The organism is Flavicella sp. IMCC45668 (assembly GCF_057219105.1).
In genome coordinates this window covers 605,000-620,885 of the sequence record NZ_CM170114.1, presented here as the reverse complement: position 1 = coordinate 620,885, position 15,886 = coordinate 605,000, and the positions used below count along the sequence as shown (strand labels likewise).

Annotated in this window: 16 protein-coding genes; 3 read left to right on the top strand and 13 right to left on the bottom strand. The window is 32.8% G+C overall.

Annotated features, from left to right (window positions below; translation table 11 throughout):
* Nucleotides 1-2: 2 nt before the first annotated feature.
* The 8 genes from AC2DZ0_RS02890 to ytxJ all read right to left on the bottom strand — a co-directional run bounded on the left by AC2DZ0_RS02890 (nt 3) and on the right by ytxJ (nt 7,286).
* A complete protein-coding gene (locus tag AC2DZ0_RS02890; RefSeq protein ID WP_484643546.1) occupies nt 3-1,463 on the bottom strand; it encodes an AAA family ATPase in 1,461 nt (486 codons plus the stop codon).
* A gap of 3 nt (nt 1,464-1,466) precedes the next feature.
* Nucleotides 1,467-2,588: a vWA domain-containing protein gene (locus tag AC2DZ0_RS02885; protein ID WP_484643544.1), complete on the bottom strand. Its 1,122-nt coding sequence runs from the start codon at nt 2,586-2,588 to the stop codon at nt 1,467-1,469.
* A gap of 395 nt (nt 2,589-2,983) precedes the next feature.
* Nucleotides 2,984-3,325 carry an EF-hand domain-containing protein gene (locus AC2DZ0_RS02880; protein ID WP_484643543.1) on the bottom strand — a complete coding sequence of 114 codons (342 nt, stop codon included), beginning with the start codon at nt 3,323-3,325 and terminating at the stop codon, nt 2,984-2,986.
* 4 nt (nt 3,326-3,329) lie between these two features.
* A complete protein-coding gene (locus AC2DZ0_RS02875) occupies nt 3,330-4,748 on the bottom strand; it encodes a CotH kinase family protein (RefSeq protein ID WP_484643541.1) in 1,419 nt (472 codons plus the stop codon).
* A 6-nt stretch (nt 4,749-4,754) separates the two neighbouring features.
* Nucleotides 4,755-5,453, bottom strand: a complete 699-nt coding sequence (locus AC2DZ0_RS02870; protein ID WP_484643539.1) for a DUF2490 domain-containing protein — start codon at nt 5,451-5,453, stop codon at nt 4,755-4,757.
* Between the two features lie 4 nt (nt 5,454-5,457).
* Complete coding sequence (locus tag AC2DZ0_RS02865) at nt 5,458-6,063, bottom strand: DUF4956 domain-containing protein (protein ID WP_484491524.1); 606 nt, start codon at nt 6,061-6,063, stop codon at nt 5,458-5,460.
* 213 nt (nt 6,064-6,276) lie between these two features.
* Nucleotides 6,277-6,714, bottom strand: coding sequence for a cold-shock protein (locus AC2DZ0_RS02860; RefSeq protein ID WP_484491523.1), 438 nt, complete (start codon nt 6,712-6,714; stop codon nt 6,277-6,279).
* A 194-nt stretch (nt 6,715-6,908) separates the two neighbouring features.
* A complete protein-coding gene (gene ytxJ, locus AC2DZ0_RS02855) occupies nt 6,909-7,286 on the bottom strand; it encodes a bacillithiol system redox-active protein YtxJ (RefSeq protein ID WP_484643538.1) in 378 nt (125 codons plus the stop codon).
* 214 nt (nt 7,287-7,500) lie between these two features.
* Here ytxJ and clpB point away from each other — a divergent pair, with 214 nt between their 5' ends.
* Nucleotides 7,501-10,086, top strand: coding sequence for an ATP-dependent chaperone ClpB (gene clpB / locus AC2DZ0_RS02850; protein WP_484643536.1), 2,586 nt, complete (start codon nt 7,501-7,503; stop codon nt 10,084-10,086).
* Between the two features lie 137 nt (nt 10,087-10,223).
* On the top strand, nt 10,224-10,721 hold the full coding sequence (locus AC2DZ0_RS02845) for a DUF1761 domain-containing protein (RefSeq protein WP_484491520.1): 498 nt from the start codon (nt 10,224-10,226) through the stop codon (nt 10,719-10,721).
* A 40-nt stretch (nt 10,722-10,761) separates the two neighbouring features.
* Here the strand turns inward: AC2DZ0_RS02845 and AC2DZ0_RS02840 are convergent, their stop codons facing one another.
* From AC2DZ0_RS02840 to AC2DZ0_RS02820, 5 genes are all read right to left on the bottom strand, one after another.
* Nucleotides 10,762-11,565: a prolipoprotein diacylglyceryl transferase gene (locus tag AC2DZ0_RS02840; protein ID WP_484643535.1), complete on the bottom strand. Its 804-nt coding sequence runs from the start codon at nt 11,563-11,565 to the stop codon at nt 10,762-10,764.
* Nucleotides 11,562-11,819: a membrane protein insertion efficiency factor YidD gene (gene yidD, locus AC2DZ0_RS02835; RefSeq protein WP_484643534.1), complete on the bottom strand. Its 258-nt coding sequence runs from the start codon at nt 11,817-11,819 to the stop codon at nt 11,562-11,564. Before yidD ends, AC2DZ0_RS02840 begins: the two co-directional genes overlap by 4 nt.
* A 2-nt stretch (nt 11,820-11,821) precedes the next feature.
* Nucleotides 11,822-13,300: a cysteine--tRNA ligase gene (gene cysS, locus AC2DZ0_RS02830; protein ID WP_484643532.1), complete on the bottom strand. Its 1,479-nt coding sequence runs from the start codon at nt 13,298-13,300 to the stop codon at nt 11,822-11,824.
* 150 nt (nt 13,301-13,450) lie between these two features.
* Nucleotides 13,451-13,930 (bottom strand): Lrp/AsnC family transcriptional regulator, encoded by a 480-nt coding sequence (locus AC2DZ0_RS02825; protein WP_484491516.1) that lies wholly within the window; start codon nt 13,928-13,930, stop codon nt 13,451-13,453.
* 89 nt (nt 13,931-14,019) lie between these two features.
* A complete protein-coding gene (locus AC2DZ0_RS02820; RefSeq protein ID WP_484643531.1) occupies nt 14,020-15,099 on the bottom strand; it encodes a M14 family zinc carboxypeptidase in 1,080 nt (359 codons plus the stop codon).
* 297 nt (nt 15,100-15,396) lie between these two features.
* Between AC2DZ0_RS02820 and AC2DZ0_RS02815 the strand changes: the two genes are divergently transcribed.
* A complete protein-coding gene (locus AC2DZ0_RS02815) occupies nt 15,397-15,849 on the top strand; it encodes a helix-turn-helix domain-containing protein (protein WP_484643530.1) in 453 nt (150 codons plus the stop codon).
* Nucleotides 15,850-15,886: the final 37 nt, after the last annotated feature.

The following is a 15,886-nucleotide window of genomic DNA, read 5'->3' as shown; positions in this document are numbered from 1 at the left end:
TCCTACATATCAGAAAACAAAGCGCCATACTGATCTCTAAAAGAATACCCTTCTTTAACCCTCTCTTTTGTTAACTTTTCAAACTCTACCAACGCCCATAAAATAAACTCTTTTAGAAAATAGGAATCTTCTTTTGCAGTTTCTTTTGCATATGTTTCTATCAAATCATCCAAAGGTGCAATATCATCTAAAGCAGATTTATATTCTACCTCAACACCATTATCAAACAATTCAAAATTTGTTTCCTCAAAAAACCAATCTAATATTGGATCATATGCATCTTTTTGATTTTCTTTTTTGAGCTTCGATATTTTAGGGAACTTTTCAAGAAATAAGGTCTTTACCGCTTCACCAATTAATTTTTCAGCTACAAAAGCAACACCTTCTTGCTCTCCCTCATAAACTAATTCAATTTTTCCGATAATTGAAGGAACCATCCCTAAAATATCGCTAAATCTTATGGAAGTACTTTTTTCATTAGCACCTAAGGCTCTGTATTCTGCAGAACTTAATAAGTTTTCATATGCGGTAATACTCATTCTGGCGCTTATTCCACTTTTAGCATCTACGTATTCACTCTTTCTTGCTTCAAACCCAATACGTTCTACTAAATCTTTTACCAACTCAGGAATATGAATATCACACAACCTCGTTTCTTGAAGCGCCGCCTCCTGTGCCGTAATTGTTTTTGCAACCTCTAAATTTTCTGGATAATGCGTAAGTATTTGAGAACCTATTCTATCCTTTAACGGAGTAACAATACTTCCACGATTGGTATAATCCTCCGGATTGGCAGTAAAAACAAATTGTAAATCTACAGGCATTCTTAACTGAAAGCCTCTAATCTGAAGATCTCCTTCTTCTAAAATATTGAACAACGCTACTTGAATTCTTGCCTGTAAATCAGGTAGTTCATTGATTACAAAAATACAACGATTCGCTCTTGGTATCATTCCATAATGCAAAACCCTTTCATCTGCATAACTCAATTTTAATGTTGCTGCTTTGATAGGATCAATATCACCAATCAAATCAGAAATTGTTACATCTGGTGTTGCTAATTTCTCAAAAAAACGATCTTCTTTATGAAGCCATGCAATAGGTGTCTTATCCCCCATTTTCTCAACAGTTTCACGTCCGAAGGAACTAATAGGAAGCAATGGATCATCATGTATTTCTGAGCCTTCAATAAACGGAATATATTCATCCAATAACTGAACCATCAATCTTGCCAACCTTGTTTTTGCTTGTCCTCTTAACCCTAATAAATTTATGTTATGTTGAGATAAAATTGCTCTTTCTAATTGAGGAATCACCGTGTTTTCATAACCATGAATTCCTTCAAAAGAATTTTTATTAGCCTTAATATTTACTATTAAGTTATCTCTTAATTCTGCTTTTATGCTTTTCGAAACATATCCAGATTTTTTTAATTCACCTAAAGTTTTTATCGTTATATCCATAATTTATCGCATGCGTTTTTTTCTATTGTTTTCATAATCGTGAAATATCATTTCACCTAAACCCTCTAATCCTGTATAAAAAGCCTTGCCTTTATTTGATTCTGTGAACTTATCTACAAAATTTTGCAAATAAGGATCTCTTGCAATCATAAATGTTGTGATTGGAATATGCAATTTCCTGGCATATGCCGCCATATTATAGCACTTTTCAGTAATATACGGATCTAAACCATTACTGTTTTTATAATACCTTCCATCAGGTAACCTCAAACAACTTGGCTTTCCATCGGTAATCATAAAAATATGCTTATTGGTATTTCTTTTCCTTCTTAATATATCCATTGCTAAATTCAACCCAGCAACGGTGTTTGTATGATAAGGACCTACTTGTAAATAAGGCAAATCTTTTACTTTAATTGTCCATGCATCATTTCCAAAAACAAGTATATCCAAGGTGTCTTTAGGATACCTCGATGTAATTAATTCTGATAAAGCCATGGCAACTTTTTTTGCCGGAGTAATTCTGTCCTCTCCATAAAGAATCATACTATGACTAATATCAATCATTAAAACCGTACTCATTTGTGATTTATGATGCGTATCCTCAATAACTAGATCTTTCTCAGTTAAACTAAAATCTGTCAATCCATTATTGATTTGCGCATTTTTAAGACTTTCTGTAACTGACAAACTATCGATAGAATCACCAAACTGAAACGCCCTAAAATCTCCTGTCTTTTCATCTCCTAAACCACTATGCTTTGTTTTATGATTTCCTAAACCATTTTTCTTTATTTTCCCAAAGATCTGGTTTAAAGCATTTTTTCGTATCGCCTTTTCTGTTTTTGATGTGATTTTTGTTTTACCCTTTCCGTTTGGATCAATTTCATCTTTCAAATAGCCACGCTCCTTTAACTCGTCTATAAAATCATCTAAAGAATAAGTCTCATCAGTTAACTTATATTCTTTGTCTAATGTTTTCATCCAATTAATAGCTTCATCAAAATCCCCTGAAGTATGTGTAATTATCTCTTTAAATATGCCAAATAACTGATCAAATTTAGATTTCTCTTCTTCTTTAAAAGCTGAAAATTTAAAACCATGTCTATTTTTATTCAATTTCATTCTTTCTCATTTATGGACTCAAGTAAAATTACGAAAAAGTTTTTATTTTTGTTTATGTTAAATTTAATTTTATTAAACAAAAAAAAGACATGGAAAACCATGTCTTTCTATTATCTTGTGGGTAGTTTTAAATTTTTGTTGCAATAAATATCAATCCTAATAATAAGGTATTAATTACAACTACCGTCTGAATCACTTTTTGTTTGGATATTTCCTTTGTTCGTACCATAGCGTAAGTTTTAACGTTTACTCAAAGTTCATAAAAACATACTGTAAAACATATATATTTAGATGAACTACTATTTTCTGTCGACCAAATTCAATAAACCTTACACAAACTGATTTTTATTAATACCTAAAAATTAAAATTGTAAATAACCGGCAAATGAATACACTTAAAACTCAGGCCTGTTTTGCTCCATCCTATTCCTATTATTCCTATTATTATTATTATTATTATTATTAGGCTTAGGCGCTTTTTCTATCTCTTCTTTTGACAAGAACCCATCTTCATCTAAATCAATTTTATCAAAATCATTTGCTAAAGGTCCTTTGATTTCTTTCTCTGAAAGCTTCCCATCTTTATTTGAATCCATTTTTTCAAACAACTGCTCAACAGTTGGCCTTTTATGTGCTCTTTGACCCTCCCGACTTTGAGTGGGTTTATTGGATTTACAACCTGCAAATACCATAAGTGCAATTACCAGCCCTACTAATACTATAATTTCTCTTTTCATATGATTAATCATTTAAATAATTATCTACAACTGTATTTCTTGCTGCACAATGCGCTTTTATAGTTGCTACACCTGATGTAAAGCCAGAAGCTCCTCCTGATAAATTCGTATATCCCGAAGATTCTGATGTGGCGCTAGTATAAATCAAACTAGATAAGCTCGTATAAATCGCATCCATAGCAGCAGGAACATAATAATTATTATTAAAATCCTCCAAATACGTCTTATAATCCTCTTCGTATTCAGGAATAGCTATTAAATAAGATATCAATGGCCAATCCGAACTCACCTCACTCATATCTATTGAAACTGCGCCTGCTGGTCCACCTCCACTATTGAATGCCTCATTATTATCCCAAACAATCCATTTGATCAGATCATCTGCTGGGTCATGATACAAATAATAATTATGGGTCATATTAGCATAAGTATCCCAATTCTGAATAGTATTATTAACTGCTAAATATTTTAAAAACCCTTGAACATCAAAAACAGCTTCTAATCCATCTTTCCAACTTTCAACATCTGTCGTTCTAGTTGTAGCATGCAGTGCATCATACATTACCTGAATATCAGACCAATCCGCTTCATCCTCATTGGTTTTCTTTTCAAAATCATCTAAGGTAAAACCGCTAGAAGAAAACTTTGCCCCATCACCATCTGGTTTGTAGCAATTTCCAGTTTCGCTACCAAATACAGAATTCAACATGGTATCAAAAACAACCTCATCCATAGTATAAAGTCCATAATAAATAGGCGAACCATTTCCTTCATCTACATAAATTTCATAATATGCTGTTTTTACAGCTGGCACTCCAAAGTCTCTAAATAAATCGCAAGCTGTTTTTTCTCGCATAAAGGAGTCATCTTTAAAGTTACTATTCATCGAAAGGTGTTGAAATCCATAAAAACGTTGGTTTTTTATTTCAGAATAATCATCTTCAAACTCATCAAATTTAAAACGCAACGGAAACTTACCATTTCCACTTCTATATGCTGAATACAAACTAGAGTTTCCTTTATAACGAACCCCCACTTCATACCACTGCGTATTATTAAAATAAAAATCACATGCTACATACATTGGTGTTTCATCTGAGAAATTCCCACCACCTCCACCAGGACCACCCCCTGTAGATCCAACAATAGAAGCCAAATTAGACTGCATACTTGCGTGCTCTGCTGCTGATAAAACTATATCTATCCTATTTACCTTGTCTTGTGGGAATACCATTTCATAATTTATCGCGCCATCCTTGGTATGCGTCTCTGTAGTCCAATCATCCAAGCCCTCTCCAGGTTCTTTATCATTCTCAACTTCAGTTTCCAATTCATCAGTTTCCACATAAATGGTTTCCTTGCATGCTACAAAGGTTACCAACACAACTGCAACAAGTACATATTTAAGTTTATTAATTTTCATATTATTTTATTTTAATGAGTAAGTATATTTAAATCCTATAATGTTTCGAGATTTCGGGTAAGTGGTGTTAAGTTCTTCTTCAAACCTATAAAACACACCTACTGCACCCGCTTTATGAACTTTAAAAGAAGTTCCAAATGTTATACGAAACCCTTCCAATTCATTATTCTGATTCCCTAAAACATGAAAAAGTTCTCCGGAAAGTTCAGGGTCCAGTTTCCATTTTCTTATATTATAATCCAAACCTGCTTTGAAACGAACGTATTGTCGTGACTCATCATCAACCCCTATTTCATTTTTATTCTGATACCTTAGTCTGTATTTGAATTTAAACCGATCTGCTTTGTGTTTAAAAATTCCATCGAGGTGATACCTAAAATGATTCTCATACCCCTGAACATTTCCAGTATTATCATTCTTTCTTACATAACGTAAAGCTCCTGCAAAAGAGAAATGTTTGAATGGAGCATATGTTAGATCATACTGTCCGAAATATTGACTTACTTCAGAACTATTATTTTCTAATCTTAACTGCCCTTGAAAAGACATTTTCCAAGTTTTATTAACCTTGTATTTTAAATTAATACTAGACCAGGTTTCCAAGTCTCTTACCTCGACATATTCCCCTTGTGCCTCTGATTTAAAAGCCAACATTCCAAGGACAACTGCGACGCATAACTTTATGGTTTTACAATATAATTTCATTTTTTTAAGAATTTCCATTTTCATAATAAACTGTTATTTTAACCCTCTTTTTAGGAAAGTTTATTTCTCCTATTGAAACTTTATCAATAGTTAATCCTGTTTTCATTTCCAGGTCATTTTTTAAAATTTGGTAGTTACAAGGCTTAACGTTTTCAAGAACATCATATATAATATCTTTGGATACTTGATGTTTCAAAGTCCAAAACCACTCTGTAAGTGACAATACTATAATAACTAATGTATTAGCCCCAAGAATTTCAGCATAACTCATCTTTCTATTTGCCAATGAATTTATTACAGATACCCCTATAATAATAAAGAGATAAGTCATCTCCTTTATTTGAATTGAATTGGTACGATATCTTATAATCCCAAAAATGGCAAAAAGTCCAAGCGCCATCCCCAAATCCAATTCGTATTTTTTTAAAGTGAAACATAAAAAAAATACGATTACACTAATCATATAATAAGTAAAGAAATATTCTTTGTTCTTTGAACCTCGGTAATACAAAAACCTGATGATAATTGTAAGGAAACTAATATTAATACAAAACCTGAAAAGCATTTTGTAAAAATCATCATCAAAAACAGGTATTTGGTAAATTTCCATCTTAATAGGGTTTTTGAGTTTTTATCAACTCATGTTCTTATTATTGAAACAAACTCAATCTTAAAAACCCTAATAAATATTTTACATTTTAGTAACCTTTTACAAACACCACCCTCTTTAACAACTAAAAAACAAAGACTTACATTCAGTTAAGAGCAAAAAAAAATCCGGATACAAATTGTATCCGGATTTTTATTTATAAATTCTAAAAGATTAAATTTTCTTAACCTTTACTGCGTTCATTCCCTTCATTCCTCTTTCAAGTTCAAACTGGACTTTGTCATTTTCTTTTATCTCTTGTAACAATCCATTAACGTGTACAAAATATTTTTCACCATTATCAGCATCATTGATAAATCCAAAACCTTTTGAGTCATTAAAGAAAGCAACTCTACCCTTATGAACAGGATCAATATCTTCTTCTACTTTTTTAGGGATTCCAATTTCAATGCTTTCCGCATCAATAATCACTTTTTCTGCTGGATCCGGTGGAGTTTCTGTAAGGTTCCCAAATTGATCAACATACATCATCATATCACCACCTGTAGCATTGGCCTTACGCTCCTCCTTTTTCTTCATTTTCAATTCACGTTTTTTCAAACGTTTCTTTTCTTTTTCTTTTTTGTTGAAGCTTTGTTCTGATTTAGCCATGTAATATAATTCCGTTTCTGTTAATTAATTTCAATACTCAAATTATAAAATTTCATTGAGAATTGAAAGATTTTGTTTAAAATTTTTCTTGTAGCAAAGATAGTCTTAAATATTTTTATACCACCCCTAACATTTCGATAAATTTATCGAGTTAACCGTTTTTTAAAACCAACTCCTAAATTACCTAAATAAACTTACTCTAAAAACCCCTTCAGATCAAGTTCCAAAATATCATAATGAGATCCATGGGCAACCAACTCCTCCCCCTTAACAACAACAGCTTGAGGCGATTGATGAATTACCTTAAACTTTTCTGCAATTGCGCTAGAAATATTTCTAAAATTTAATAAATCTAAATAATAGAAGTCTACCTGATCGTTAAGATCTACATGTTGTTTCTCAAAACGTTTGATCACAGAACTACTGATACCACAGCGTGTACTATGCTTAAACAAAACAGAAGTTTTACTCAAGCCCTCCAACTGCTCCTCTTTTGTTAATTGTATCCAGTTAATACCTGGTGTTTCTTTTTTTTCCGATTTTGAACCAAAAACTCCGCTTAATATTCCCATGTTTATATGTTTTGTCTAATTGACGACAAAAATAAGCTATCCTTTCAAAACTAACTATTTTTTAAAACCTGAAATATTGTCGTTAAAAATCAATCTAAAAAGACAATTTGTCTCTAATTACAAGACCTTACAAGACATTTTGACCTCTTTTACTCCCATCAATAAAAAGGAATACTATTTGACAATGTTAGAATGAATTTAAAAATTAGGAGTTATGAATTTTAATAATTACACCATAAAATCACAAGAAGTTGTACAAAAAGCACAAGAGATTACTCAAGGCTTAGGACAACAACAAATTGAAGTGGCTCACGTTTTTAAGGCTATTTTAAATGTTGACAAAAATGTTACCCCATTTATATTAAAAAAATTAGAAATTAATATTCCTGTTTTTACAGAGGTATTAGACAGGACCATTGATAGCTTCCCAAAAGTTTCTGGAGGCAACCTAAGTCTTTCTGCTACAGCAAATAGAATGTTCATTGACGCAAATAACATTGCAAAAAAAATGAATGATGAGTATGTCTCTATTGAACATCTATTAATTGCAATCTTTAAAAGCAAAGACACGGTTTCACAACAATTAAAAGATCAGGGAGTTACAGAAAAAGGATTAAAAGCCGCTATTGATGAAATTCGACAAGGAGAGAATGTTAAATCTCAAAGCGCGGAAGACACATATAACAGTTTAAGCAAGTATGCAAAAAACTTAAATCAGCTTGCCAATGACGGAAAATTAGACCCTGTAATTGGAAGAGATGAAGAAATCCGTAGAATCTTACAAATTTTATCTCGTAGAACAAAAAACAACCCAATGTTAGTTGGAGAACCAGGTGTTGGTAAAACTGCCATCGCAGAGGGATTAGCGCATAGAATTATCAAAGGAGATGTTCCTGAAAACCTAAAGGATAAACAAATTTTTTCTTTAGATATGGGAGCATTGATTGCCGGAGCTAAATTCAAAGGAGAATTTGAAGAGCGATTAAAATCTGTAGTTAAAGAAGTGATCAATTCCGATGGATCTATAGTACTCTTTATTGATGAAATACATACTCTTGTGGGTGCTGGAGGTGGTGACGGTGCTATGGATGCCGCCAACATTCTTAAACCAGCCTTAGCGAGAGGTGAATTGCGAGCTATTGGAGCCACTACTCTAGATGAATACCAAAAATACTTTGAAAAAGACAAAGCATTAGAAAGACGTTTCCAAAAAGTAATTGTGGATGAACCGGATACTGAAAGTGCTATATCAATTTTACGAGGTATTAAAGACAAATACGAAGTACACCACAAAGTTAGAATAAAAGACGAAGCGGTGATTGCCGCTGTTGAACTTTCACAGCGCTATATTACTAACCGTTTCTTGCCAGATAAAGCAATTGACTTAATGGATGAATCTGCTTCTAAAATGCGCATGGAAATCAACTCTAAACCAGAAGAGCTTGATGTTCTTGATCGTAAAATCATGCAGATAGAAATTGAGTTAGAGGCAATCAAAAGAGAAAACGATAAAACCAAACTTTCACAGCTTAAAAAAGAACTCGCCAACACAAAAGAACAAAGAGATTCCATATATAGTAAATGGAAAAGCGAGAAAGATTTAGTAGATAAAGTTCAAAAGATCAAAGAAGCGATTGAAAGTCACAAATTAGAAGCTGATAAAGCAGAACGAGATGGTGATTATGGTTTGGTAGCAGAATTGCGTTATGGCAAAATAAAAGACGCCCAAGAAGCACTTGATAAATTACAGGTTGAAGTCAACAATCAAGAGAACGCATTAATAAAAGAAGAGGTTACTTCTGATGATATTGCTGAAGTTGTTGCTAAATGGACTGGGATACCTGTTCAAAAAATGTTACAAAGCGAAAGAGAAAAACTATTAAACTTAGAAGATGAACTTCACAAAAGAGTTGTTGGTCAAGAAGAAGCTATTGAAGCGGTATCCGATGCTGTAAGGAGGTCTAGAGCTGGATTACAAGATGATAAAAAGCCATTAGGTTCCTTTTTGTTTCTAGGAACAACGGGTGTTGGAAAAACAGAACTAGCAAAAGCCTTAGCTTCCTATTTGTTTGATGATGAAAATGCCATGACCAGAATAGATATGAGTGAGTACCAAGAACGTCATTCTGTAAGCAGATTGGTTGGAGCTCCTCCTGGATATGTTGGTTATGATGAAGGAGGTCAACTCACGGAAGCCGTTAGAAGAAAACCGTATTCAGTAATTTTACTAGATGAAATTGAAAAAGCACACCCAGACACTTTCAATATCTTGCTTCAAGTACTTGATGAAGGCCGTTTAACAGATAATAAAGGTCGTATTGCGGACTTCAAAAATTCTATTATTATTATGACATCTAATATTGGAGCGGAAAGTATCCAGGAACATTTTGAAAAAGCTTCAGCAGACAACAGAGCTAGTATAGCCGAAAAAGCGAAAATTGATGTCATGGCGGTATTGAAAAAATCAGTAAGACCTGAATTTTTAAATAGAATTGATGAAGTAATCATGTTCACCCCTTTAAACAAGGAGGAAATAAAGAATATTGTGAACATTCATATTAGTAAATTAGCAAAAATGCTCGCAGAAAAACAAATTGTTTTAGACGCTACAAAAGAAGCTATAGAAGAACTTACAGACAAAGGGTTCGATCCTCAATTTGGGGCAAGACCTGTAAAACGTGTGATACAAAAAGAGGTGTTAAATTCACTTTCTAAAGAGATTTTAGCTGGTAAAGTTACAGCTGAACAAAAAATTTTATTAGACGCTTTTGACGGAAAATTTGTTTTTAGAAATTCATAATTACTAAAAAAATTGATTTTCAAAGTGCATTCATTCACCGAATGCACTTTTTTTATTCTCCATTTTCGCCTAAGCCTACCAACTATATTGTATTAAGATTATTCTTATATTTACTTACTAACCTAAAAAAAAAGAATATGAAATTTAACTTTGTCGTTATTGCTATTGCTGCAATTGTTCCTTTATTTATGGGATTTATTTGGTACAACCCAAAAGTTTTTGGAAGCTCCTGGATGAAAGAGTGCAATTTCACGTTAGAAACTCTAGAAAAACCAAACCCGATCGTTTTTCTATACTGCTATATTTTAAGCTACCTTATGGCTTTTATCTTAGGAACCTTCGTAATTCATCAATTTGGATTCTTTTCTGTACTTATGAGTGACGCAAGCCTAATGGTGGAGGGATCAGAGCTCAATCTTTATGCTGCCGACTTTATGGAGAAATATGGAAACAACTACAGAACCTTTAAACATGGTGCTTTACACGGAACCATGATCGGAATGCTATTAGTACTTCCTATTTTTGGAACCAATGCTATTTTCGAAAAAAGAAGTTTTAAATATGTAATGATCAATGCTGGATATTGGATTGTTTCATTAGCATTAATGGGAGGTATACTTTGCCAATTCACTTAAGAACAATAAAAAAGCCCTTAATTACTTAAGGGCTTTTTTATTATTTTTTCCTGAACATATAATACAATCCTATTATGATTAATGGAATACTTAGCCATTGACCCGTATTCAAATCCCAATCTCCTCTATTCTCTATTTGAGCTTCTTTTAAGAATTCTATAATAAAACGTACGGACCATAAGGTTGCAAAAAAGAAACCAAATAAATATCCATATTGTTCTTTTTTATCCGTTTTCCAATATAAATACCACAGACATCCAAAAATAGCCAAATAACTAAACGCCTCATACAACTGAGTAGGATGTCTTGGAAAATCTTCTCCTAATTTTTTGAATATAATCCCAAAATCAGAACCCGTCGGTTTACCAATAATCTCAGAATTCATTAAATTTCCAATCCTAATAAAAAAACCTGCGAGCGCCACAACAATACCCACCCTATCCAACACAAACAACAGCGGCTTTTTTAAAATATTTTTACTGTAAAAATAAAGCGCAGTTATAATCCCAACAGCAGCACCATGACTGGCCAACCCTGCAAACCCAGTGAAACGGAAAGGATTGAATTTTACAGGCAATAAAATCTCCCCTAAATGATTCTTAAAATATGCCCAATCATAAAAGAAAACATGCCCTAACCTTGCCCCTAGAATCGTTGCAATAATTGTATACATAAACAATTTATCAAGTTTTTCAAGCTCTATACCATCTTTGATATAGATTCTTTTCATCAGGGCTAAACCTACACCGAATGCAAGTACAAACATTAAACTATAATAGCGTATCGTAAAAAAGCCTAATTCTATGCCCAGTGAAGGATCCCAAGTAATTGCGTTAAAATTCATTTTTCTTTATTGTTGTTTCTAGATTCTTTATCCGGAACCGGATCATATCCGCTACCTCCCCAAGGGTGGCAACTCCCTATTCTTTTTAAAGCCAGTAAACCTCCTTTTAACACACCATGCTTTTCTATCGCCTCTATACTATACTGAGAACACGTTGGAGCATACCTACATGTTGCAGGTAAATACGGTGAAATCATAGCCTGATAAATCCTTACCAGTGCTATAAAAGGAAATCTTATTATTTTCTGGATCAAGCTCAATTTACAGTAAAGCTAGTTCCTTCTTTACCATCTTTTAATTGGATACCTAAAGCCAATAACTCATCTCTAATTTGATCTGACAATGCCCAGTTTTTATTATCCCTTGCTTCTTTTCTAAGTTTGATCAACAACTCAACAGTACCGCTTAGTTTCTCTGAGTTATCCTCAGAAGCCTCATCAACCAACCCTAGAACATCAAACACAAATGATTTCAATACAGATGATAATGTGTTTAAATCTTCTTGAGTTATCGTTTCCTTTCCATCATTAATTAAATGAATAAACTTTACAGCTTCAAACAAACCAGCAATCAGAATCGGACTATTAAAATCATCATTCATAGCATCATAACATGCCTGAACCCATTTTTCAATACCAACACTAGAGGCTTTACTTGTTTTCAAACTTTCCAAAAGTCCTAAACCTTGAAACAATTTATTATACCCTTTTTCCGATGCCTCAAGCGCCGCACTAGAAAAATCTAAATTACTTCTATAATGAGCTTGCAACATAAAAAACCTTGTAACACTAGGACTAAAAGGTTTGTCTAATACGTTGTTATCGCCTGAAAATATTTCTCCTGGTAAAATGTTATTCCCTGTAGATTTCGCCATTTTCTGACCGTTCAACGTCAGCATATTTGCATGCATCCAATAATTTACTGGATCTGTTCCATTAGAACAATTAGCTTGTGCTATTTCACACTCATGATGTGGAAATTTTAAATCCATTCCACCTCCATGAATATCAAATTTCTCTCCCAAATACTTTGTACTCATTGCTGTACATTCCAAGTGCCAACCAGGAAAACCATCACTCCATGGCGAAGGCCATCTCATAATATGCTCAGGGCTTGCTTTTTTCCATAAAGCAAAATCTTGCGGATTTTTCTTTTCAGATTGGCCGTCAAGTGCCCTTGTATTATGTATAGAATCTTCAATGTTTCTCCCTGATAAAACACCATACTCACCAGATTCATTGTATTTTAAAACATCAAAGTAAACTGATCCGTTTACTACATAAGCCATCCCCTTTTCAATGATGTCTTTTATGATTTCTACTTGCTCTACAATATGCCCTGTTGCAGTTGGTTCTATACTTGGTGGTAAATTATTGAATTTTTGCAATATTTCATGAAAGTCAACGGTATATCGCTGCACAACCTCCATTGGCTCTATTTGCTCAATCCTAGCTTTTTTTGCAATCCTATCCTCTCCTACATCAGCATCATTCTCTAAATGTCCAGCATCTGTAATATTCCTTACATACCTTACTTTATAGCCTAAATGCTTTAAATACCTAAAGACCAAATCAAAAGACATAAAAGTTCTAACATTACCAAGATGTACATTGCTATAAACGGTAGGTCCACAAACATACATTCCCACAGAACCTTCATTTATTGGTGTAAAAACTTCCTTTTCTTTGCTTAAAGAATTATATAATTTAAGCGCATTCTTTTTATATAAACTCATCTTATTTAATCGATATTGACAGTGTGTAAAGATATAAACTATTCATACATTAGAAAAAATATGTAGTATAGTTTCTAGTTTGATTTTTACAATAAAAAAAACGATAAACATAGATTGTTTATCGTTTTAAATTTTCAAGCAAACCTCTTTTTAGTAATCTCTAAAAATTGCATGCATCATTCTTTTCTTATCATTGATACTTTCCTCTAAAGAAATCATAGTTTCTGTTCTATTAACTCCAGGGATATCATCAATTTGGAAAATAATATTTTTAGCATCTTCAGTATCCTTAGCTCTTATTTTACAAAAAATATTAAACTTTCCAGCAGTTACATAAGCAACGGTCACGTTTGAAATTTTTCTTAAATCCTCAATCACATCTTTTGTCATCGATGTTCTTTCTAAGTAAATTCCAATGTGCGCAATAAACGCATATCCCATTTTTTCGTAATTCAATGTCAGCGTAGAACCTTTAATAATCCCCTCTTCTTCCATTTTTTTTACACGAACATGAATAGTTCCGGCTGAAACCAATAACTTTTTAGCAATATCAGTAAAAGGGGTTCTTGCATTTTCAATCAACATATCCAAGATCTGGTGATCTACTTCATCTAAATTATATTTTTTCATGAGTTTAATTTTGGTAATAAATCGCTATTCTGCAAAAATAATAAAATATTTCTATCAAAAAGACATTTCCTTTACGAAATCTCTAATTTTTAATCCAAATTCATTTCTTTTTTTTCTAAATCATATTCTTTATGACCTACAAAATCTTTTAAAACACCTCTCTGAGCTTCTTCTTTCACAAAAACCAACTTATCCGCTACAACTTTATAATCATACTGATAAGCAACATCCTCTATTTCTCCCTTCGAATTTTTTACATTCCTATAAATGATATCATAACATTTTTTATCGTTATTTGGAATATCAAAATAAGGCTCATAGTTTGAATAATCATTTTCTTTTGCTACAAAATGAATCCCTTGTAACATCGCAAAGAAATTAAACTTACGCACCTCTTCTCTGTCATAATCATCGTAATAATGTCCTGCTTCAATTAAAATAGTGTTATGCCCTAATTTTTGAAAATTATCACCTGTCGCAGTAGGATAAAACTCATCTGTATATCTACCTATATGATTAGGAATTATTTTAGATAACAAAGCATTCATCGACACAATTACGCTCATTGTTTCCTTTCTACCCTCAGTAAGCGTACGTTCTAAATCCTCTGAAGGAGCCAGAAAGGAAATTGTAGCAGGATTTTCTGTTCCTTCTACATTAAATATGGTTCTTTGATCATGAAGATTAAAACAAAACTGGGGATTAAAAGCATCCAAAACACCTCTTAGTAAATTACTTTCTTTTGCTACCCTATTTACCGCATCCCTATTTAAATCCACATCATTAGCATTTACCCTTGTGAATTTTTTAGATCCATCAGGATTCAGCATAGGAATAAAAACCAAAGTACAGTTATTTAAAATATCATCTCTAAATTCTTCTAACTCATTTGGAGCAATTAAAAACTTAAACAAATCAAATACGGCTTTTGTCCCAGTACTTTCATTTCCGTGCATTTGAGACCAAATAAGAATTCTTTTTTCTCCAGAACCTATTTTTAATTTATAAATAGAAGTCCCTTCCTCTGATGTTCCTAAAATCTCTTTATCGAATTGCGACGATTTCAAACCCTCTATTAACGGGTGAATATCTTCAAACAATATTCGCTTTCCTTTTAGCTCTTTTTCAAAATTGGAAGCGTACCAATTTTCAAGCTTATTCGTATCCATAATTTTCATGTTACAAATGTAAATAATCCCCTGTTTACATTTGTAACAATGTGTTTTTTTGTTTTTGTTTACTTTTGTATACACTACACACTTGAAAAAATCTTCCTTTCCATTACTTATTTCATTTCATCACCCCCAACACAACACGTTACTTTACAAAACCACTTAAAAACAATTAAATCAACAACTTACACAGCTCACCTAAAGCTATTGTTTACGTTTTAAAAAAGTAACAACCCTACAAGCAGACTATTTAAATCTATTTAATTACATTTGTAAACACCAAAAACGATTACAATGTTAAACATCTCAAACTTCTCTAACAGACTTAAAAAAGTAATGGAATACTACAACATTTCTGCCTCTAACTTCGCAGAAACTATAGAAGTCCCACGCTCAAGTATCTCTCATATCCTCTCTGGAAGAAACAAACCAAGCCTAGAGTTTGTACTAAAAACAATCGAAACATATCAAGAAGTCGACATGTATTGGTTACTAAAAGGGATTGGTCAATTCCCCAAATCAACAGCACCCTCCTCTCCTTTGAAGAACCAAATTCAAAAACCCACACCCAAACAACAAGAAATCTTCAACGAACCAAAAGAACTACCACAACACACACAAACAAGTCCTGAACCAAAACCTACACCTACTCCACAAACCCTCCTATCTCAAAACGAAGAAGTAGAAAAAATTATGATCTTCTACAAAGACGGAACTTTTAAAGAGTACACAAAAAGACAATCCTAAAAAAACCGGAAACAAAAAAAAAAAAAAGCAGTAAACT